The following is a 21,288-nucleotide window of genomic DNA, read 5'->3' as shown; positions in this document are numbered from 1 at the left end:
TATCACAAGTAAGTGATACGGTCTTATTTTTATAAACAACATAAAATTTAATTAAAATCATAACTGTATAAGAATACATCAAGCTTTGATTGTAATGAATCAAAATATATTTCCTTTTCATTTAAGCGTCTAAAGTTTTGACTATCGTAAAATCCGTAGTTACATCTATTATCTGTATATAAGTACAGAGATTTCACATCCATGCTTTTCATATAATCAAATACATGATGAACTAAGGTTTTTCCAACGCCAAGGCCTCTAGATTCATCAGACACGATAAATAAATTTATAGCGCCTTGAAAATTCTTATTTTTTCCTTCAATAATTTCATTATATGTTTTGTGTACTTTTGAAAACTCTTTAAATATTTTTCTATTTTCCTTATTACACATAATTAATTTAAATCCGGAAGATGCATAACTTAAAATATTATGGAATTTTACTAATCGATTTTTATCACCTTCTGCTTTACCTAAAATAATACCGATAATTTTGTTATCTTTTTCAGCCACTTTGCTATAAGAACTAGATAAGATGCAACTTTGTAGGTAAGCAGTCGATATTGTATCTAAATACTTTCTGTCTTGAATAAACTCATCAAATCCAAAAGCTTTATAAATTAATTCTTTAATACGTTCATAATCTTCTTTACATAAATCTCTATATATTACATTATCCATATTTACATACCATCCTTTCACATAAATAACTTGCAATTACTATTTTATTGTAATTAGATTATAATAATAGTAATGTATCCCCTAAGAGGATAGTCAATGATAAGTTATCTAAAGATATAAAGGGTGTGATTTTAATGGAAAAATTATTTTCTATTGGAGAAGTTGCTAAAATCAAAGGAATTACAATAAAAGCATTAAGATATTATAAGAGAGTGTAGAGTTATAGGAACTAGTATACTAGAACTTCAAGAAATTTTTAAGAAATGTAGTACTGATGAGTTATTGGAGTTTTTACAAATAAAAAAGTATGAAGCACAAGAAAATATAAATAAGATGAAAGAAGTTATTAAAAATATTACCTGAAGGAAAGTACTTAACCTTAGCTTATAGCAAAGAAAAAGAAAATGAAAGTAAAAATAAAATATTAAATTATATAAATAAAAATGATTTAAAGGTTAAAACTTGTATTGAAGTAGAGTTATTAAATGATTTTTTCGACACAGAATCTTATAGCTGCCAGGTTCAAATGTTAATAGAATAGTGTTAAAATAGAAATTGTTAAATAAAGAATTGGTCTTCGGTGGTTTTTGGAGAGTGTTTAGGGCATCATATGCATAGAAAAGGAGATTAAAAACTATGCTAAGTAATAATTCAAAATATTCCAATCAAGTAAGAGAAGATACAGCAAAATATATAATTGAAAGTGGAAAATCTTCTACAAGTATTTCGGAAGGAATAGGTATTGATGAAAATACAGTTTGTAGAGGAGTGAGGTATTACAGAAGAAAATGCAATCTCCCAACTTATGCAGAAGAAAAAGAAAAGGTAGAAATATTAAATTTACTCAAGAGCAACTTAAGGAGGAAATGCATTGGATAAAAAAATTGTAAAATTAGATTTACCATTAATGATTAATAGCGCACTTATGGGTGCATTTGTAGGTCTTTTAACATGGACATTTTTAGGAATTGTAAATATAGGTACACATTTTATATGGCACACTTTAAAAGATTTTTTTCATATAAAATATTGGACTTTAATAGTTGCAAGTATAGGTGGTATTTTAGTCGGGATCACTCAAAAATATTTTGGAGGGTACCCAAAATATATGGACCAAACGCTAGAAGAGTTTAAGAAAAATAAAAGAGTAGAGTATAAATCGTTAAAATATTCCATTATAGATTCTTTAACAATACTATTCTTTGGTGCAAGTGTTGGACCAGAGGCTGCACTATCAGGTATTGTAGGAGGAATGATTACCTTTATTGGGGATAAAATGAAAGAACGATTTAAGAAAAAGAATGTTGTTAACCAGCATTCAGATGAGCTAATAGAATGTAGTATGCAAGTTAGTGCAGGACTTATATTTAGAACACCTTTATTTGGACTATATACATTAAGCGAAAAAAGTTCAGAAAATACACATATAATAAAGGACATAAAAGTAATTGTTTATACTGTAACAACAATAGCTGGTTTTTTAGTATTTATGTTATTATCAGAATTTGATAATAGACCTTCATTTATAGTTAAATTTGGACAAAGTAATATTGGGTCTAAAGAGATTATCTGGTTTGTACCATTAATTATTATAGCTATGTTACTTGCATATATATACAAAATTTATGCTTTAGTACTAAATAGAATATTAAAGCCTATTGAAAATAAAAAAATACTAAAAGGAATAATTGGAGGATTAGGAATAGGTATACTAGGAACTATTTTTCCTTGGACATTATTTTCTGGAGAACATGAATTAAGAGCATTAGTTGTTGAGTGGAATAATATGTCTGTTTATATGCTGATTTTATTATCATTAGTAAAGCTTTTATTGACAGAAATATGTTTATCAACAGGGCATAGAGGTGGACATATATTTCCTTTGATATTTTCTGGAAGTTGTCTAGCTTATGGATTGTCTAAGTTATTTTCTATAGATCCAGTTTTTTGCTTGTCTGTAATAGTTACAGGCCTTGCAAGTAAGGCTATAGGAAATATGTTTGTAGCTATATTTTTATTAATATTTTTCTTTCCAATTAACACTATAATACCAATGGTATTAGCTGCAGCTATAGGTAAAATGATTAATGATATGGAAATGAAAGTAGCACATAAAAATTAAAGTATTAAGAAATAAATCGTGGGTTTTATTCCTGCGATTTATTTCCAGGAAAAGCTCATACTGGCAAAGTGTGAGTTTTCTTTTTATATATTTATTCAGCTACACTATAGTAGAATATTTTGAATTTAAAAGTAAAAATGGTAAGATTATATTAATAAGAATACTATTTAAAACGGGTCATAATAAAAGTAGGTGAGAAGATGAGTTATATATACGAAGTAATAAAATTTAATGATGCATTGCCTGTCAAAATATTTATTCATCAAATAAATAATGTTCAAAGCCATTGGCATGAAAGTATAGAAATTTTATTTGTAACAAAAGGAAGCGTGGAGTTAGTATTAAGTGGTAAGTTATTTAATTTAAAAGAAGATGACTTAATTATTATAAATTCTAAAGAAATTCACTCTGTTAAATCTAATGAAGAAAATACTGCAATTGCACTTCAAATAGATTTAAATAAATTAGATTTTTTATATGAAGGCATAGATAAAATTAACTTTGATTGCAAATCATTTGAATATAAAAAAGAAGATGATAGATTTAATTTAATTAGAAGTATATTAGCTCAAATAATATATTTTTATATGAAAGAAAATAATGGATACAAATTAAAGATTAATTCTCTTTTAAATGAGCTTATATATATTATTGTAAATAGATTTAAATCTAATGTTGAAGATGTATATGATAAAAAGAGTTATAAACATCTAGAAAGATTAGATAGAGTAATTACATATTTAAAAGAAAATTACAATAAAGAGATAACCCTTAGTAATATCGCAAAAATGGAGTATTTAAGCCCACAGTATTTTAGTAAGTTTTTTGAAAAACACATGGGAGTAAATTTTTTAACTTATTTAAATTCATTGAGATTAGATCATGCGGTTAAGGACTTAATAAGTACAGATTACAATATAATTGATATAGCATCAAATAATGGTTTTGCGAATGTTAAATCTTTTACTCATTTATTTAAGATCTCTTATAATGATACTCCAAGTAATTATAGAAAAAAGTTATATAATGCAAATAAATTAGTAAATAAAAATGAAAATAAAGGTATTAATTATTTTGAATTTAATGCTAATAAACATATGGACTTTATTTTAAAATATATAAATAATGAGAATAAATCAGATTTAAAAAATACAAACATGGTAAATAAAATAGATAATAGTATAAGTGTAGACTTAGATAGAAGTACAAAAAAATTAAATCATAGTTGGAAAAGTTTAATAACAATAGGAAAAGCAAAAGAAGGGCTTTTTAATGAAGTTCAAAAACAGTTAATAGAAATACAAAATAAAATAGGATTTAAGTATATTAGATTTCATGGTATTTTTGATGATGATATGATGGTATATGATGAAGATGAAAACGGAAATTTAATTTTTAATTATACATATATAGATAGGTTGTTTGACTTTCTACTTAGTATAAAATTAAAACCTTTTTTAGAGTTAGGATTTATGCCATCTAAATTAGCTTTAGATAAAAATAAAAAAATGTTTTATACTAATAGCATAATAAGTAAGCCTAAAAAAATAAGTTTATGGAATGAATTGGTAGAAAAACTTATAGAGCATTGTATAAATAGATATGGAATGGCTGAAGTTTTGACCTGGCATTTTGAGGTATGGAATGAGCCTGATATAGAAAGTGCTTTTGGTTTTGAAGAAAATTATTATTATGAATTTTTCAAAGAAACTTATAAAACGATAAAAAATATAAATGATAAATTAAAAGTAGGAGGACCTTCGATTTTAGGATATACAATACTTAAGAATAATTGGATGGATGAATATATAAAGTATTGCATAGATAATAAATGTAGACCAGATTTTATAAGTTTTCACAGTTACCCTATAGGGTGTTATCAAATGAATGAATTATTAAATCAAAGTATGGATAGTCCATATAAAGGAAGTCTTTTTATAGATAGTAATGAAGGCTATTTAAAGGAGCTTATTATTAAATTAAAAAAGAAATTAAAAAAATATGAATTAGATAAAATTGAAATTTATATGACAGAGTGGAATTCTACAGCTTCACATAGAGATTTGACTAATGATACTTTATATAAGTCTAGTTATGTATGTAAAAACATACTGGAAAATATTGATACTATAGATGGATTTGGATACTGGGTAGCTAGTGATTTAATAGAAGAATCCATTGTTGAAAATGACATTTTTCATGGTGGATTAGGTATGATAACTACTAATGGAATAAAAAAGCCAGCTTATTATGCTTATGAATTATTAAGCAGATTAGGTAATGAATTAATAGAACAAGGTGATGGATATTTTATAACTAAAAATTTTGATGAATATGAAATTATGATTTATAATTACTGTCATTTCGATAATATTTATTTAAATGGAGATACTTCTCATATAAATAAGTATAATAGATATGAGGTTTTTCGTAAATGTGAAAAATGCATCAGTATAGAGTTAAATAATTTAAAAAGTAGTAATTATCTTATAAGAGAATACACTATTTCAAAAGATTATGGATCAGCATATGATACCTGGATTAAGATGAATCATCCTAATTATATTGATGAGGAAGATGTAACTTATATAAATAATAATTCCACACCAAAAATAAAAAAATATAATGAATATATAAAGAAAAAATATTGTATTAGAAGTATTTTAGAATCTCATGAAGTTAAAATTTATACTATAAAACCAATATATTAATGAAGTTCACCATGATAGGTTGATTTTTAACCTAATTATGGTGAATTTTTAATTAAAAGAAGAAAAGACATACTTATGTATAAAATATATATTTAAAAATTCATTAATATTTAGCCATAAATTAGTTAAAAATCAAAATGAAAAAATTTAAAATAAGTTGTAAAATTAAAATTAAGAAAACGATACCAAATAGGGAGGGTGGATTTTATGGATATAAAAGATTTAATAAAAAAAATGACAGTAGAAGAAAAAGCATCTTTATGTTCTGGATTAAACTTTTGGAATACTAAAGCTATAGAAAGATTAAATATACCATCAATAATGATGACAGATGGACCACATGGCCTTAGAAAGCAAGCTGGTAGTGCTGACCACTTAGGAATAAACGAAAGTGTCAAATCAACTTGTTTCCCAACTGCATCTGCACTTGCATGTTCATGGAATAAAGATTTAGTAAAAAATTTAGGTATAGCACTTGGTGAGGAATGTCAAGCTGAGGATGTTTCTATAATACTAGGGCCAGGAGCTAATATAAAAAGATCACCATTATGTGGAAGAAATTTTGAATATTATTCAGAAGACCCATATTTATCAAGTCAATTATCTAAAAATCAAATAATAGGAACTCAAAGTCAAGGTGTAGGAACATCTTTAAAACACTTTGCAGCTAATAATCAAGAATGTAGAAGAATGACTATAGATACATTAGTAGATGAAAGAACTTTAAGAGAAATATATTTAGCTAGTTTTGAAACTGCTGTAAAGGAAGCTCAACCTTGGACTGTTATGTGTGCCTATAATAAATTAAATGGAGAATTCTGTTCTCAAAATAATAGATTATTAAATGAAATATTAAGAGATGAATGGAACTTTGAAGGATTTGTAGTTTCTGACTGGGGTGCTGTAGTTGATAGAGATAAGGCACTTAGTGCAGGGCTTGAACTTCAAATGCCAGCTGATAATGGAAAAGGAGATTCTATAATAGTTGAAGCTATTAAGAATGAAACTTTAAGTGAAGAAGCTTTAGATAGATCAGTAGAAAGACTTTTAAATATAATATTAATAGCATTAGAAAATAAAAAAGAAAATGTTACTTACGATAAAGAAGAACATCATAATTTAGCAAAATCTATAGCAGAGGAATGTATAGTGCTTTTAAAAAATGAAGAAAACATACTTCCATTAAATAAAAATGAAAAAATAGCAGTAATAGGAGAATTATCTAAAAAAGCTAGATACCAAGGTGGAGGAAGTTCTCATATAAGTCCAACAAGGCTAGATAATGCTTATGATGAAATATTAAAAATAGCAAAAGAAGAAAACGTATTATACTCAAGAGGATATGATTTAAGTATTGATGATATAAATGAAGAATTAGTAAATGAAGCTAAAGAACTAGCTACTAAAGCAGATAAAGTAGTTTTATTTATAGGTCTTCCAGAAAGGTATGAATCAGAAGGATTTGATAGAGAGCATTTAAGAATGCCTATAAACCAAGAAAGTTTAGTAAAAGAATTACAGTCAGTTAATGAAAATATAGTTGTAGTATTAAGCAATGGTTCTCCTATTGAAATGGATTTTGTAAATGAAGTGAAGGGCTTAGTAGAAGGATATTTAACAGGTCAAGCTGGGGGAAGTGCTATGGCAAACATATTATATGGAGAAGTTAACCCATCGGCTAAGTTGGCAGAAACATTCCCAGTAAAACTTGCTCATAATCCATCTCATTTAAACTTCCCAGGGGAAATAGACAAAGTGGGATATAAAGAAGGAATATTTGTGGGATATAGATATTATGACAAAAAGGAAATGGATGTATTATTCCCATTCGGACATGGTTTAAGTTATACAAACTTTGAATACAGCGATTTAAAATTAAGCAGCAAAGAAATAAATGATACTGATAAATTAACTGTAACTGTAAAGGTTAAGAATACTGGTGATGTTTATGGTAAAGAAATAGTTCAACTTTATGTATTTGATGTTGTAAGTAATGTTCAAAGACCAATGAAAGAGTTAAAAGGATTTGAAAAAGTAGGTTTAAATCCAGGGGAAGAAAAAGAAATTTCATTTGAATTGGATAAGAGAAGTTTTGCATACTATAATGTTGATATAAAAGATTGGCATGTGGAAAGTGGAGCGTTTGAAATATTAATAGGTAAATCTTCTAGAGATATAGTATTAAAAGAAACTATAAAAGTTAACTCAACGATAGAGATTAAGAAAGCAGTCACTAAAAATACTGCTATTGGAGATATAATAGATCATCCAGCGGTTAAACCAATGATTGATGCTATGATGAAAATGTTTGGAGAAGGAAGTGATGGATTAGGAGAAGGGGATATGTTTGCTCAAATGATGAAGTATATGCCTTTGAGAGCATTAGCTACATTTAATCCTATGCTAGAAGATACAATAAATAATTTAATAAAAGAAATAAACTCAGAAAATAAATAAAGTATGTGTTTGTTTTTACACCCTAGGAAAATGATTTGAAACATTGGGTGGATGTATAAGTAAAAGGGGGAAGTAAAAATGAGTAGAAAATATTCACAAGAATTACTAGATAAGATTGTAGAAAGACAAGAAGTAATTAATATAAAGGGAGCAAATGTTTTAGTTAAAAAATTACCTGATAGTGATGAAATAGGAGCAATGGACCCTCGACTTTATAATGATATGAAAAAGCAACTTACAATGATGAGATTTATGCCTAAAAGTATGATGAAGATGGATGATTCTCCAAAATCTGTTGAAAAACTAAGAAAAATGTTTGGAGAAGTTAAGAGTGTACCTATAGTAGAAAAGAAGATTGAAATTGAAACTAAACATGTAGAAGCTAATGATGGATATAGAATACCGGTACGCATTTATAAGTCTGAAACTATGAATGAAAATGCTCCAATTCTTTACTTTATACATGGTGGAGGATTCTTTGGAGGTTCTCCTGATGTAGTTGAGGAATTAGTAAAATTGATTGTTGAAAAAACAGATGTACTTGCCTTCTCTGTTGACTACCGTTTAGCACCAGAAAATCCATATCCCACAGGTCATGAGGATTGCTACTCTGTATTGAAATGGATTTACAATAATGCAGATGTTTTAGGGGCAGATAAGAAAAATATATTTGTAGCAGGGGATAGTGCTGGAGGAAATTTAACACAATACTGTACTACAAGGGACCTTGAAGCTAACTCAGGTATAGTTAAAGGACAATTATTACTTTATCCTACTGTAAACATGGCTAATGTAGAAGATGAATTCTACAAATGGAGTAAAGATGAATATGAAATGGCTCCAAAACATAGAAAAGGTTTAGAAATGATGCTAGATATGTTTAGTGGATTAACAGGAGGGTTAGAAAGTATTTTAGGGACGGATGATACTATAAATGAATATCTAACTCCATATATTAGAGATGCAAAAGACCTACCACCTACATTTATTACAGTAGGAGAGCATGACTTCTTAAAGGTAGAATGTCTAGCTTATGCTTCTAAGCTAACTAAAGCGGGAGTTGACACAACAACTGTATTATATAAAGGTTTTGGTCATGCATATGGAGATAACATAGGGGTGTATCCACAAAGTGAAGATTGTGCAATTGAAATGGGTAATTTTATTTTAAAATACAGCAATTAAAGGGGTATAAAGTGAAAAAGGAATACAAAATTGGGTTGTCTATTATTGGATTATTATTATTAGTATTTACATTTACAGATATGAACATATCTAATGCTGTATACAATCCTGAGAGTAAATTTGGATTAATATTTGAAGCAATTGGGGAGTTTCCTTCTGCAATTATTGCAACATTTTGTACAGTTAGTTTAATGTTAACTAGAGAGAAAGATAAATCAATAAAATACAACTTAGGTACAGTTGGCTATATTGTATTACTGATTTTCTTCTCATTAATGGCTTCTATGATACCAGTGAAATATTTACATGGTCCGAAGGCTCTAATACCTATACTTATGGCTATTTATATTACAGTATCGTATGTTATAGCTAAGAAATGTGCAACTACACATAAAGAAGAATTACGAAGAGCGGCAATTGTAGGTATATTAACATTTATATTTGTAATAATCGCATTTAATTCAATCAAATTCCTATGGGGAAGAGAGCGTTATAGACATATGATAGAGGTAGGATCTTTTGCTGGACATTCAATGTGGTTTATCCCACAAGGTTTTGCATCAGGAAATGAATTTATGTCATTCCCTTCAGGTCATAGTGCAAACGCAGCAATTATGGCTTGGATTACTTTAATACCAACATTTGTTACTAGTTTAAAGGATAAGAAAAGTTGGTTTATACGATTTGCAATATTATGGACATTATTAGTTCCAGTTAGTAGGATTGTTGTAGGTGCACATTTTGCATCAGATGTTACTATGGGTGTAACTATAACATTAGTAATATTTACTTTATTAAAAAACAAATATATAAATAATTTAGAGGAGAAAGATGCAATTCATATGTTTATATAAACATATGAATTGCTATAACAAGTAGATCTTTAACCAACTCCTAACACAAGATCACTACCTTCTGAATTACAATGTAAACCTTAATATGAGTATTGCTGAAAGAGTTTAGCCTGCTAATTTGCACTCTTTGAAAACTAAAATAGGGTATAAAAATAAAAAGACAACTCACATATTTCTATGAATAAGAATAACCTACTAATAAAGTATTTTTATATGGAGGTATGTGTATGGGGTATTATGTTAAAGTAGAACCGAATGTGAAAGTTTACGTAGAGGATCTTAACCCAGATGGCAATAAAACAATAGTGTTTCTACACGGGTGGCCTGGGAATCATAATCTGTTTGAATATCAGTTTAATCAGCTTCCAAAACTAGGCTACAGATGTATCGGTATAGACCAGAGAGGATTTGGTAAGTCGGATAAGCCTTATGGAGGTTACGACTATGATAGATTGTCAGACGATGTTAGATGTGTGGTTAATGGCTTAAAATTACATGATTTCATACTTGCAGGACATTCAACTGGAGGAGCTATAGCTATTCGATACATGTCTCGCCATAAGGGATACGGAGTATCCAAACTTGCTCTTTTTGCAGCAGCAGCTCCTAGTCTTATCAAACGTCCAGATTTTCCATATGGTTTAGAAGAAGAGGACGTGATTAAAATTATTGAGGGAACATACAATGATCGACCTAAAATGCTAAGTGATTTTGGTGATATTTTTTTCTTTCAGCATATAACTGAGCCATTCTCTGATTGGTTTTTACAATTAGGTTTACAAGCAGCGGGATGGTCAACTGCAGCAATTGCAAATACTTGGATAAATGAAGTACTATTTTCTGATTTAGGAGAAATAAATGTTCCAACCTTAATTATTCATGGAATTCATGACAAGGTTGTTCCATTTCCACTAGGTAAAGTGCAAAATCAAAGTATTAGAAATTCTAGGCTTCTGCCATTTGAATTCAGCGGGCACGCATCATTCTATGATCAGCGAGATAGATTTAATGAAGAATTGGTGAAGTTTATTGAGGAATAAAGTTTTATAACTATCTACGAAAAAGATATTGGCTAAAAGTCAATATCTTTTTTATGATGTAGATAAAGATTGAGGTGGTTATGTACAAGTAATAGAATCTTTAGAAGAATTAAAATCATTAAAAGAGGGTATATTACAAGGTTTAGTAGAAGGATATAGTGATGAAATATGTACCACTGATGTATGGATACTACCTAGTTTATTAAAGTAATAGTAAAAAAGAATTAAAGTTACTTTCAATTAGCATATACGTTATAAAGCTTGACACAAATAAAAAATGAGAATATTAAGCTTATAATAGAGAACTCAATCATTCCATAATTTAATCCTTTTCTTTAATTCTATTTATTTAACCCACACAAATAAGAACCATTACCCAATATTTACATATGATATATAGAACAATATTTATATCACAAAAAGGAGAATCAACAATGGACAGAAATTACTGGAAAGAATATTGGGACAATTATTACAAGTTTATGGCTGTATATCTTAGAGAGGTACAAGAAGCATATCCTGATGTGGATATTAGAAGTGAATACACAGAAGTTGCTAGCTTATTTGAGCCTGCTATGCCTCTAGAAGAATACGAGACTTATGAGCCATATAACAATGAAGGTGGTGGCAACAATTCAGAAGCAGATGACGATCCACCTTTTTTATTACCTGGTGGTGGGCCATCTGCTACGCCTTTTGTATTTCCTGGTGGAGGATCATCTCCTCAGCCTTTCATATCACCTGGTGGTGGCCAATTCACTATAAATAACTGTAGGAGAATGGCAATAGTTAGGATAGTAATGAGGAGAGGCTTTACTCCTTCTGAATTCTTTATGGCAGTAGATAGAGCTGATAATAGAAGTATTCAAGGATTTAGAATAGCTTGCGAAGGTGGTAGAGTTAGATTTGTACCAATGGCTGTAGAATATAGAAATATCAACTTTATTGAATGCGCATTTTAGATTAAACAACTTATGCTGAAGAAAAAGGATTTAAATGTATTGTGGAGACATATGGGGGAGACAAGTGAAGATATAAATTTAAAAAATAAAAGGGATACTATGTATGAAAAATATAGTATCCCTTTTTGGGTTCATATTAATTTTTATATCAGAATGACACACTAGTGTGCATCTAAATTTTCTCTATAAGAGCTCATTACATCCTTAAACAATTGAGCAACAGAAGGTGGTGTCCAAGTGATTGCATTTGCACCAGCAGCTATAGTTCTTTTTATACTTTCCTCAGTAGGCCCACCTGTAGCTATTATTGGAAAATCAGGATAAGCCTGTCTAATTTTTGCAACTATCTTAGGTGTATCAAGAGAAGCAGAAACATTAAAAATAGTGGCACCAGCATCTATTCTTGCTTGAATATCTGTATCATCGTTCACAATAGTAACAACAACTGGTATGTCTAGTGAGTCAGATAAAGCTTTGACTACACCGTTTGATGTTGGAGCATTAACAACTACACCAATAGCACCCTGTAATTCAGCATTGGTTCCTAATACAACTGAACGAATTCCCTTCGTAAGACCTCCACCAACTCCTGCAAAAACTGGAATATCAGAAGCCATAATAATAGATTGTGTAATTATTGGCTGAGGTGTAAATGGATATACAGCTATTACTGCGTCTGCATTTACGTTTCTTATAATGGCTAAGTCAGTTGAAAAAACAAGGGATTTAATTCGTCTTCCGAAAATATTTATACCGCTGCATTCTCTAATGACTTCAGGAACACGTAAGAATGATTTTCTAAGTGTACCATCTATTGATTTTGGTCTTTGCTTCATAGATAAAAGCCTCCTTAAAAATTTTATATTCATAATATTTGTACATTTAATTTTAAAGTTTATTTAAAACATTTTTATATTTAATTATAAATCAGAAGTCTTAAATTTCCTATATTTTATTGATAAATATTATTTTTATTTTCTAATTTTAGACAAGTTTTTTTATTTTAGACTAATATGTTGTAAATAAGCGTTTTATCTAATTATGAGTCCACATTAATTATAAACAGAAAAGGAACTATACAAACCAAAAACAAAAAATATGATGAGCCAATAAATTTGAAGGCTAATGAGATGATTTTGTGTAAATATAGTATATAATAGATTTACATAAACTAAACATCATTGAAAAATAAATATATATAGAGGTGAAAATGTAATGAAAAACACTGTTCAATTTGAAAATGTAAAAGGCTCCGAGCAAAGTCTATAAGAAAAAATTGTTTGGAGCCGTATTAAAGTAGATGCGGCTAAAATAGCCATAATAGATTTTGCTCAACTATATACAACTAAAAGTAGATAGGAGCAAATATTATGAAATACGAAAATGCAAATGACATATTGCCGTTACATATTATAGAGATGCTACAAGAATATGTAGATGGTAAATATTTATATATACCAAGAAAAGAGAATAATAAAAAATCTTGGGGAGAAGAAAGCGGATTTAGACAAGAACTAAACAATAGAAATAGAAAAATAATTGAGGAATATAATAACGGGAAAACAGTAAAAGAAATATCCCAAAATTATTATCTTACAGAACATAGTATCAGAAGGATTATTAGAGACAATAATAAATAAAATAAAAAGTGTCTTAAAGCAGTTAATAAATTACTTAAGGCACTTTTTTAGTACAAAAACAAAGTAGAACTGTATATGTACTTACTACTATTTTATAGTAAGTGATAAAATTGATTATATCGTGATAATAAGGAGGAGTTTATATGATAAGAAATATAGAAAACAAAGACATAGATAAAATAATGGATATCTGGTTAAAAAGTACTATTAAAGCTCATGATTTTATAGACGAAGAATACTGGAATAAGAACTATGATACTGTAAAAGATGTATATATACCAATGTCAGATACATTTGTGTATGAAGATAAAGAAAACATAAAAGGTTTTATAAGTATAGTAAATAATGAATTTATAGGGGCATTATTTGTTGATACGGACTGTCAAGGCAGTGGAATAGGTAAAAAATTAATAAATTACGCAATGGATAAGTATAAAAAACTAAATTTAGCAGTATATAAGGACAATAAAAAATCAGTAGATTTTTATATGAATAGAGGATTTAAGATAGCAAAAGAACAGAAAAATGAAGATTCAGGATATACAGAATATATAATGGAAATGCATTATGAGTAAAACTTATACCTCATAAATTTGGAAATTAGCAAGAGTGACTTTCATTGTGTAAAAAACCGCCTGCTATACAGGTGGTTTACATAAAAATGCTACTTATAACAGCAACGAGGTTCACAGCAAGATTTATTTATTCTTTCTTTCTTCCCACTAGCCAAAAGCAACAATAGCGCTATCAAATTCTACTGGTTAAAATCCACCAAGATAAACAAGAATACATGAATTTGGAGGTATAATTATTTGACCGCCATCTATTACTGTTGTCGAAAATGCAGGAGCTATTCTAGAGAATATCGGTACACCATTAGCTGGAACTATATTATTAAATTGTATTTCTCCATTTCGTTTAGGAGGAATAATAGTAACATTAGTGCAGCTAACATAAGGGCTAGGTTCGCTTTTAAGAGGAGTAGATCTAAGATAAATGTCTGCAGAAAGGCTTTTATCAGAAATATTTGTTACAGTTATAGCATTTAGATAAATATTTACATTTGACTTTTTTCAGATTGAAATAAATGATATTCAATAAATATTTCTTTATTTCAATTTGTATCCTTTGATAACATAATGATCAGAAGTAACAAATTTTTTAGTTACAATTCAACATTTTCTCAAACTCTCTAAGCTTAACTAAAATCCTATTTTGAGTATTATTCTTATCACAAAACCAATAGTAAAAATAAAACCTATAACAGTAGCAAAATTAATATAAAAACTACTTTTAAAACTTCCTGAAATAGAAGAAGTAGACTCATCTCCAAGGATTCCTCCCTCAAAAGGAAATACATCTAAAACAGACTTATAATGAGAATAAGTTCCAGGTGTGGTATTGGTATATAACATAAATTTAACTTTATTATTAATTCTTCTACATAATAAGTTTGTTTTCGTAGAGCTATCTGCATATGCAACTTTTAATTTGTCTAGCTCAGTAATTAACTTATCCTTAGAGCAATTAAAATTAAACACATAACTATTTTTAAACATAAGTTTACCCCCATAATATTCCGGCCTTGATGGTATTTAAATCTTCTTATGAAATAAACCTTTTTAGAATATTTAAAATTATTATATCAATTCAAATTTAAACCTTATTTTTCCTTCTCATAATTTGTTATTTTTAAATTTTAAGTTCAGTGCAGAATTTATTTTGTAGATAGTTTTAAATCTTGAATTTCCATCGTTATTTAATAGTTTTTATATTTTAGAATAACAAAATTATAAATGCAAACACTTATATAAAGAGGTGAAAATATGAGAGAAAATCGTAAAATAAAAGAGCCTATAGTTGCCATAACAAAGGCGCTAACAGAAGGAGAATCCTTAGAAAAAGCCTTGGATTTACTACCTATAGATAAAATCATTCAAAAAGGAGACAAGGTAATAATCACACCAAACTGGGTAAAAGACAAATCAGCAAAAGATGGAGCTGTAGTTGGTCCAAAAACCTTACAAAGACTTATACAATATGTAAAAACAAAAGAACCATCAACTATATGCATAGCAACGGGATCTGGTGGAACAGAAACGACTGATGTTATGACAAGTGTGGGATATGATAAAGTAATAGAAGAGGAAGTTGTTGAATATATAGATATGAATTATGGGCCATTTATTGAACTAAAATTAGATCACGACATAATCAAAACCACACCAATAAATAAAATAGTAGATGAGGCAGATGTAATAATATCATTTACTCAGCTAAAATATCACGAAGAAGCCACTGTTACAGCTAGTATTAAAAATATTGCTATGGGTTATCCTCCTGCAAGTGTTCATGGATTTCCAAAGAAACAAACAGGAATACATGAAGACTTACATGGGTTTATAAGAAGTTTTGCAAAGAAAGTTCCCATAGATTTAGCAATAATAAGTTTGGATAAGGCTATGATAGGCACAGGGCCAATATTTGGTCAGGCAGTAGATACACCAGGACTTATAATAGCAGGTACAGATCCTGTTGCAGCAGACAGTGTAGGAGCTAGACTACTTGGATTTTTACCACAGGGAGTAGCTTATTTGTATGGACTTTACAAGGATGGACTGGGAGAAGCTAATCCTATGAATATGACTATAAAAGGCCTTGATTTAGTAGAAGCAGAAAAAATATTTAGTAAAGCAGCTTATGGAAATAAGGAAAGTATAGTGGATAGAGAAAAACTAAAGGACATTCACGGATAATAAACAAACTCAGATTTATTAGGGAGTGCAAAAAAGAACTATCAGTTTATAAAATCCTAGAGTTAAGAAATAGTAAGATTACTAAAGAACAAGCTGATACACTTATAGAATCAGCTGTATACGAAATAAAGAAACTTATTAATACAGATAACTAACACTATCTTAAACTTAAAATAAATAGTAATCTTTATTAGAAAAATATAAGAAGAGTATATCCTACTATTTTTAATGAGATATACTCTTCTTATGTTTAATATAAAATTATTTTGCATTATGCTTATTTAGTTTTTTGAAAAAATAATGGCAATAAAATATGCTAAAGCAAAAATTAATACATATGAAATCATTGACTTTGAATATCCTGTTGTTACTCTAAAATTACTAGAGCTATTTATATAAGATAAAGACATGCTTTGTAGCATAAAACTACCTTGTCCAGTTGATTTAGATGGAGAAATGTCAACTGTAGAAGTCTCTGAAACATCTACTTTATCATCAAATTCACTAATAGGAATCATAAGCGTTGAAAGAGGTGTAATATTTGAATACATTGTCTCTGCATCTACAAATAAATTATATTCATCGAAAATCGTAGAATTAAAGTTATTATGATTAGATTCATCCATTTTAATATTTTATAACCTAAAAATATGTTTTGACCACCTTTTGAATGTCCAACAAGAGTAAAATATAATAGTAATTTAAAAAAAACTATTATATAGTAGATAATGACAAGAAAATCATAGAATATTTAGATGAGTACTGTAAAAAGATAAGAATAAGTAAAATTTTAGGAGGTAAATAATGATAAACAAAATAGGAAAAATAACAATATACGTAAACGACCAAAAAGAGGCCAAAGAGTTTTGGACTAAAAAAATGAATTTCGTTATAAAATTAGAACAACCAATGGGTCCGAATATGACATGGTTAGAAGTTGGACCTAGCGAAGATGAATTTACTTCTTTTGTAATATATGAAAGACAATTAATGTTAGCTCAAAAACCAGATGCTAATGTATCTCATCCAAGTATAATATTAAGTACTGATGACATAGAAACTACCTACAACGAATTAAAATCAAAGGGTATTAATGTTGGAAAACTAATGATAATGCCATATGGAAAGATGTTTAATTTTGCAGATCAAGACAAAAATGAGTACTTAGTTAGAGAAGATAAATATTAAAAAATTATAGTTAGAGGACCAAAAAATGAGTTATAAATTTGAAACTATAATAAAAAAAGTGCCAGATAAAGATGCAGCCTTTATTGAAATTCCATTTGACATGGAAAAAGAATTTGGAGCAAAGAGAGTTAAGGTAAAAGTTAAGTTTGATGACATCGGTTATAGAGGTTCTATTGTAAGTATGGGACAAGGATGCTATATGATAGGTATTACTAAAGCCATAAGAAATCAAATGGGAAAAGGTGCTGGAGATAGCATATTTGTTGAGGTGGAAAAAGATGAGGAAGTTCGTGAGATTGAACTACCAGCAGATTTTAAAAATGAATTAGAGCAAAATGAAGAAGCTTTAAAATTTTATAATAACTTATCATATTCAGCAAAGAGAAAATATTATCAATGGATAACAAGCGCTAAAAAAGAAGAGACAAAACACAAAAGAATTATTGAAGCAGTTTTAAAGTTAGAATCAAATATTAAATTGTAAGTATTATTACAACCAATTACCCTTACAATTCAATCCCACAGAAAAGTATTATCATATCATTATGGTAATACTTTTTTTATACTGATATTTCAAAAATGTAACCTAAATGTAATGAAAATAAATGTCTATAAATCTCACTATCTTATAAAATAGAATCAAATAATGAATTTAGTAAGTATATAATTCATACATTGCATTTTATGCTACTAATTACTAGTTTTAAGATTAAATAATAAAGGAGATTGATAATGAAATTATCAAAAAGTAAATTAATAGGATTAGTTATAGCTGCAGGGATATCAATTATAGGTGGAAAGTTTGTATATGACAATTTTTTAAGTGATAAGGATGATTTCCCATATAGATTAACTTATATATCTATGGAAGGAAATAATGAAGAAAAAGAGCAAGAAGAGGCTATTAAAAATTGTCTAAAAGATACAGAAGTAAATGAAGTAGATTTTAGCATTCTTCAATTAGATAAAAGGGAAAATATGGTAATTAAAGAATCGGTTTATAATAAATTAGCAAAAAAATTGGATGTTAAAGAAGTTAAACTTAATGATGATGAGGCTATGATTATACCAAGTTATGATGGAATTAAAAATATTAAATACTTAAAAGAGCAAAAATCTATAAAAAGTTATAAATTGAAAGATAAAGATTTAAAAATAGTAGGAGTACTTGAAAAAAAAATATTAGTATCGGGCATAGATAAACATCAATTTGTAATAAGTGATAAATTATACGATGAGTTTTCTAAAGATAGTAAGACTGTAAATATAAAAGGATATGACTTTAAAGATAATAATGAAATACAAGAATCAGTATCTAATCTATTTACAAGCAAGCTATTTGATATAAATAATAACGATTTGTTTTATTTAATAGGTAAGGATAATACTAAGTAGAAAAATAATTTGGAGGCAAAGCATGAAAAGAATAAAAATAATATTAATACCCGCTCTTTTATGTATGGTAGGGGTTATAGGATATTTAAGTAAAAGAAATAAATTATAAAATTATAAAGAAAAATGTAATATATCAACACTCATATTCATCGGATATGAGTGTTTTTTATGGAACAAAAATAATATCAATGACTTTGAGTTTAAGGCATTTGTTGTAAGAGATAATAAAGGATGAAAGTAGTTCAATTAAAATAAAATTTAATTTGGATTAATAAGAATAAAACAACTACTTATAGAAAAAATATTAGATATTAGGATTATACAAGAAGTGATTTGACAAGGAGGAAGTTTTATGTGCGGTCATGTATCCATATATTACAAAAAAACAAACATTGATAAGAAAATTGACATTGAAAAGATAGTTGACTTAATAGATCATAGGGGGCCAGACCATACAGGTTTTTATAAACATGAAAAAATAGAATTTGGTTTTAAACGCCTTAGCATTATAGACTTAGGCAATGGATCTCAACCCATGGAAAAGGATAATAAAGTAATAGTTTTTAATGGAGAAATATACAACCATAAGGAATTAAAAAATAAACTACAAGAAAAAGGATATAAGTTTAATACTAATTGTGATACAGAAGTATTATTATCTTTATATTCAGATAAAGGTAAAGAATGTTTAAAAGATTTAACAGGGATGTTTTCATTTATAGTATTTGACAAAGATAATGAAAGTGTTTTTGGTGCTAGAGATCATTTTGGAATAAAACCTTTATATTATATAGAAGAAGATGATTTTATAGCATTTTCATCAGAATACAAAGCTTTGTTAAGTCTTATAGAGGAAATAAAAATAAAGTATAAAAGTTTACAAAGCTATATGTCTTTTCAATATGTACTTCCAAATGATACGATGATTGATAAAATAAAAGTAGTTCCTGCAGGAAGTTTTTTTACTATTAAAGATAACAAACTAGCATTTCAAAAATATCATTACTTTGATTTAAGTGTATCTAAATCAGTAACTAATGAGGATGTTAAAAATGTAGTCATAGATTCAATAAAAAAACATATGATTGCCAATGTGGAAGTAGGTACATTTTTATCTGGAGGGATTGATTCTACCATAGTTGCAGCCATAGCAGGAAAATTAAATCCACAAATAAAAACTTTTTCTGTTGGATTTGGAGTAGATGGATATAATGAACTTGATGTTGCGAAAGAAACTGCTAGTAAGTTAAATTTAGAAAACATTCAAATCACTGTAAACCAAGAAGAATATATTAAATCATTACCAAAGATCATGTATTATTTAGATGATCCAGTTGCAGACCCATCTATTATTGGTATATACTTTCTTTCAAAAGAAGCAAGAAAGCATGTAAAGGTTGTTTTATCAGGTGAAGGTTCTGATGAATTATTTGGTGGATATAATATTTACAATGAATATAGCAGTATAAAGCATATTTTAAATATGCCAGATTTTATGAAGGATACAATAAATAAAATATCATTAAACATGCCTGAGATTAAAGGGAAGAGTTTTTTATACAGAGCAACAACTCCATTATGTAAAAGATACATAGGCAATGCTAAAATATTTGACAATGATGAAGCTAAATTAATACTTAAGAATTACGATGAAGAATATAGATATGATAATTTATTAGGAAAAATATACGAAGAAGCTCAAAATATGAAATATGATCATGTAACAACTATGCAACATGTGGATTTATGCACTTGGTTACAAGGTGATATACTACAAAAAGCTGATAAAATGTCCATGGCTGCTTCAATAGAATTAAGAGTGCCATTTTTAGATAAAGAAGTTTTAGAAGTGGCTAGTAATTTATCACTAAATCAAAAAATCAAGAAAGGTGGTACAAAAGTTCTTCTAAGAGAAGCGTTTAAAGACACAGTGCCAGATCATATTGTAAATAAAAGAAAATTAGGTTTTCCAACACCAATTAGAGTATGGTTAAAAGAAGATTTGGGCTTAGTAGTAAAAGAAACAATTGAAAAAGCAAATGTGGATCATTTAATAAATAAAAGCTATGCTTATAAATTATTGGATGAGCATATACAAAATAAAAAAGATAATTCAAGAAAAATATGGGCTATTTTCTCTTTTTGTTTGTGGTATGAAATTTTTATAGAGAAAAAGGAAATTATATACTAAAGCTAGGATATAATGAGCTTAATGCAAATAATGGAGTTACAGCATTTGAGATATTAACAAATGAATAAATTGCAATCATAAAAGGAATAACTTTATCAGATAAGGCT

At 28.1% G+C, this 21,288-nt stretch carries 19 protein-coding genes and 1 pseudogene; 15 read left to right on the top strand and 5 right to left on the bottom strand.

The window, feature by feature from the left end; all coding sequences use genetic code 11:
* Positions 1 to 47 precede the first annotated feature (47 nt).
* Positions 48 to 680 (bottom strand): GNAT family N-acetyltransferase, encoded by a 633-nt coding sequence (locus K0039_RS11935; protein WP_228105300.1) that lies wholly within the window; start codon positions 678 to 680, stop codon positions 48 to 50.
* 636 nt (positions 681 to 1,316) lie between these two features.
* Here K0039_RS11935 and K0039_RS11930 point away from each other — a divergent pair.
* The 8 genes from K0039_RS11930 to K0039_RS11895 all read left to right on the top strand — a co-directional run bounded on the left by K0039_RS11930 (position 1,317) and on the right by K0039_RS11895 (position 12,011).
* Positions 1,317 to 1,559: a hypothetical protein gene (locus K0039_RS11930; protein WP_228105299.1), complete on the top strand. Its 243-nt coding sequence runs from the start codon at positions 1,317 to 1,319 to the stop codon at positions 1,557 to 1,559.
* Complete coding sequence (locus K0039_RS11925) at positions 1,552 to 2,802, top strand: chloride channel protein (protein WP_228105298.1); 1,251 nt, start codon at positions 1,552 to 1,554, stop codon at positions 2,800 to 2,802. Before K0039_RS11930 ends, K0039_RS11925 begins: the two co-directional genes overlap by 8 nt.
* 200 nt (positions 2,803 to 3,002) lie before the next feature.
* Complete coding sequence (locus tag K0039_RS11920; protein ID WP_228105297.1) at positions 3,003 to 5,513, top strand: GH39 family glycosyl hydrolase; 2,511 nt, start codon at positions 3,003 to 3,005, stop codon at positions 5,511 to 5,513.
* Between the two features lie 207 nt (positions 5,514 to 5,720).
* Positions 5,721 to 7,970, top strand: a complete 2,250-nt coding sequence (locus K0039_RS11915; RefSeq protein WP_228105296.1) for a beta-glucosidase — start codon at positions 5,721 to 5,723, stop codon at positions 7,968 to 7,970.
* Between the two features lie 78 nt (positions 7,971 to 8,048).
* Complete coding sequence (locus K0039_RS11910; protein ID WP_228105295.1) at positions 8,049 to 9,155, top strand: alpha/beta hydrolase; 1,107 nt, start codon at positions 8,049 to 8,051, stop codon at positions 9,153 to 9,155.
* An 11-nt stretch (positions 9,156 to 9,166) separates the two neighbouring features.
* Complete coding sequence (locus K0039_RS21995; protein ID WP_228105294.1) at positions 9,167 to 10,009, top strand: phosphatase PAP2 family protein; 843 nt, start codon at positions 9,167 to 9,169, stop codon at positions 10,007 to 10,009.
* A 227-nt stretch (positions 10,010 to 10,236) separates the two neighbouring features.
* Positions 10,237 to 11,049, top strand: coding sequence for an alpha/beta fold hydrolase (locus tag K0039_RS11900; protein ID WP_228105293.1), 813 nt, complete (start codon positions 10,237 to 10,239; stop codon positions 11,047 to 11,049).
* Positions 11,050 to 11,483: 434 nt separating this feature from the next.
* Complete coding sequence (locus K0039_RS11895) at positions 11,484 to 12,011, top strand: hypothetical protein (protein ID WP_228105292.1); 528 nt, start codon at positions 11,484 to 11,486, stop codon at positions 12,009 to 12,011.
* Positions 12,012 to 12,172: 161 nt separating this feature from the next.
* Here K0039_RS11895 and K0039_RS11890 read toward each other — a convergent pair whose 3' ends face one another.
* Positions 12,173 to 12,847, bottom strand: coding sequence for a beta/alpha barrel domain-containing protein (locus tag K0039_RS11890; RefSeq protein ID WP_228105291.1), 675 nt, complete (start codon positions 12,845 to 12,847; stop codon positions 12,173 to 12,175).
* A 534-nt stretch (positions 12,848 to 13,381) separates the two neighbouring features.
* Here K0039_RS11890 and K0039_RS11885 point away from each other — a divergent pair.
* Positions 13,382 to 13,651: a CD3324 family protein gene (locus K0039_RS11885; RefSeq protein ID WP_228105290.1), complete on the top strand. Its 270-nt coding sequence runs from the start codon at positions 13,382 to 13,384 to the stop codon at positions 13,649 to 13,651.
* A 143-nt stretch (positions 13,652 to 13,794) separates the two neighbouring features.
* On the top strand, positions 13,795 to 14,226 hold the full coding sequence (locus tag K0039_RS11880) for an N-acetyltransferase (RefSeq protein WP_228105289.1): 432 nt from the start codon (positions 13,795 to 13,797) through the stop codon (positions 14,224 to 14,226).
* A 186-nt stretch (positions 14,227 to 14,412) separates the two neighbouring features.
* Here the strand turns inward: K0039_RS11880 and K0039_RS23880 are convergent.
* A pseudogene (locus K0039_RS23880) lies at positions 14,413 to 14,709 on the bottom strand (DUF6143 family protein); the annotation flags it as partial.
* A gap of 144 nt (positions 14,710 to 14,853) precedes the next feature.
* On the bottom strand, positions 14,854 to 15,210 hold the full coding sequence (locus K0039_RS11875) for a hypothetical protein (RefSeq protein WP_228105288.1): 357 nt from the start codon (positions 15,208 to 15,210) through the stop codon (positions 14,854 to 14,856).
* 267 nt (positions 15,211 to 15,477) lie between these two features.
* Between K0039_RS11875 and K0039_RS11870 the strand changes: the two genes are divergently transcribed.
* Complete coding sequence (locus K0039_RS11870; protein ID WP_228105287.1) at positions 15,478 to 16,407, top strand: DUF362 domain-containing protein; 930 nt, start codon at positions 15,478 to 15,480, stop codon at positions 16,405 to 16,407.
* A gap of 281 nt (positions 16,408 to 16,688) precedes the next feature.
* Here K0039_RS11870 and K0039_RS11865 read toward each other — a convergent pair whose 3' ends face one another.
* Positions 16,689 to 17,033 carry a hypothetical protein gene (locus K0039_RS11865; RefSeq protein ID WP_228105286.1) on the bottom strand — a complete coding sequence of 115 codons (345 nt, stop codon included), beginning with the start codon at positions 17,031 to 17,033 and terminating at the stop codon, positions 16,689 to 16,691.
* A gap of 178 nt (positions 17,034 to 17,211) precedes the next feature.
* Between K0039_RS11865 and K0039_RS11860 the strand changes: the two genes are divergently transcribed.
* The 4 genes from K0039_RS11860 (at position 17,212) to asnB (ending at position 21,181) form a co-directional block, all read left to right on the top strand.
* The gene (locus tag K0039_RS11860; RefSeq protein WP_228105285.1) at positions 17,212 to 17,595 is read left to right on the top strand and encodes a VOC family protein; all 384 of its coding nucleotides are present in this window, start codon (positions 17,212 to 17,214) and stop codon (positions 17,593 to 17,595) included.
* Positions 17,596 to 17,620: 25 nt separating this feature from the next.
* Positions 17,621 to 18,079 (top strand): YdeI/OmpD-associated family protein, encoded by a 459-nt coding sequence (locus K0039_RS11855; protein ID WP_228105284.1) that lies wholly within the window; start codon positions 17,621 to 17,623, stop codon positions 18,077 to 18,079.
* A 248-nt stretch (positions 18,080 to 18,327) separates the two neighbouring features.
* Positions 18,328 to 18,990, top strand: a complete 663-nt coding sequence (locus K0039_RS11850; RefSeq protein ID WP_228105283.1) for a hypothetical protein — start codon at positions 18,328 to 18,330, stop codon at positions 18,988 to 18,990.
* Positions 18,991 to 19,342: 352 nt separating this feature from the next.
* Complete coding sequence (gene asnB / locus K0039_RS11845) at positions 19,343 to 21,181, top strand: asparagine synthase (glutamine-hydrolyzing) (protein WP_228105282.1); 1,839 nt, start codon at positions 19,343 to 19,345, stop codon at positions 21,179 to 21,181.
* Positions 21,182 to 21,288: the final 107 nt, after the last annotated feature.

Source organism: Terrisporobacter mayombei (assembly GCF_020748465.1).
Classification (GTDB): Bacteria; Bacillota; Clostridia; order Peptostreptococcales; family Peptostreptococcaceae; genus Terrisporobacter; species Terrisporobacter mayombei.
The sequence above is the reverse complement of the archived record's forward strand: the minus strand, read 5'-3'. Positions and strand labels throughout refer to the sequence as shown.

Excerpts from the sequence above, each read along its gene's own strand:
- K0039_RS11935 (WP_228105300.1), bottom strand. The coding sequence starts at position 680 with ATGGATAATGTAATATATAGAGATTTATGTAAAGAAGATTATGAACGT.
- K0039_RS11930 (WP_228105299.1), top strand. The coding sequence starts at position 1,317 with ATGCTAAGTAATAATTCAAAATATTCCAATCAAGTAAGAGAAGATACA.
- K0039_RS11920 (WP_228105297.1), top strand. The coding sequence starts at position 3,003 with ATGAGTTATATATACGAAGTAATAAAATTTAATGATGCATTGCCTGTC.
- K0039_RS11915 (WP_228105296.1), top strand. The coding sequence starts at position 5,721 with ATGGATATAAAAGATTTAATAAAAAAAATGACAGTAGAAGAAAAAGCA.
- K0039_RS11910 (WP_228105295.1), top strand. The coding sequence starts at position 8,049 with ATGAGTAGAAAATATTCACAAGAATTACTAGATAAGATTGTAGAAAGA.
- K0039_RS11900 (WP_228105293.1), top strand. The coding sequence starts at position 10,237 with ATGGGGTATTATGTTAAAGTAGAACCGAATGTGAAAGTTTACGTAGAG.
- K0039_RS11895 (WP_228105292.1), top strand. The coding sequence starts at position 11,484 with ATGGACAGAAATTACTGGAAAGAATATTGGGACAATTATTACAAGTTT.
- K0039_RS11890 (WP_228105291.1), bottom strand. The coding sequence starts at position 12,847 with ATGAAGCAAAGACCAAAATCAATAGATGGTACACTTAGAAAATCATTC.
- K0039_RS11885 (WP_228105290.1), top strand. The coding sequence starts at position 13,382 with ATGAAATACGAAAATGCAAATGACATATTGCCGTTACATATTATAGAG.
- K0039_RS11880 (WP_228105289.1), top strand. The coding sequence starts at position 13,795 with ATGATAAGAAATATAGAAAACAAAGACATAGATAAAATAATGGATATC.
- K0039_RS11875 (WP_228105288.1), bottom strand. The coding sequence starts at position 15,210 with ATGTTTAAAAATAGTTATGTGTTTAATTTTAATTGCTCTAAGGATAAG.
- K0039_RS11870 (WP_228105287.1), top strand. The coding sequence starts at position 15,478 with ATGAGAGAAAATCGTAAAATAAAAGAGCCTATAGTTGCCATAACAAAG.
- K0039_RS11865 (WP_228105286.1), bottom strand. The coding sequence starts at position 17,033 with ATGGATGAATCTAATCATAATAACTTTAATTCTACGATTTTCGATGAA.
- K0039_RS11860 (WP_228105285.1), top strand. The coding sequence starts at position 17,212 with ATGATAAACAAAATAGGAAAAATAACAATATACGTAAACGACCAAAAA.
- K0039_RS11855 (WP_228105284.1), top strand. The coding sequence starts at position 17,621 with ATGAGTTATAAATTTGAAACTATAATAAAAAAAGTGCCAGATAAAGAT.
- K0039_RS11850 (WP_228105283.1), top strand. The coding sequence starts at position 18,328 with ATGAAATTATCAAAAAGTAAATTAATAGGATTAGTTATAGCTGCAGGG.
- asnB (WP_228105282.1), top strand. The coding sequence starts at position 19,343 with ATGTGCGGTCATGTATCCATATATTACAAAAAAACAAACATTGATAAG.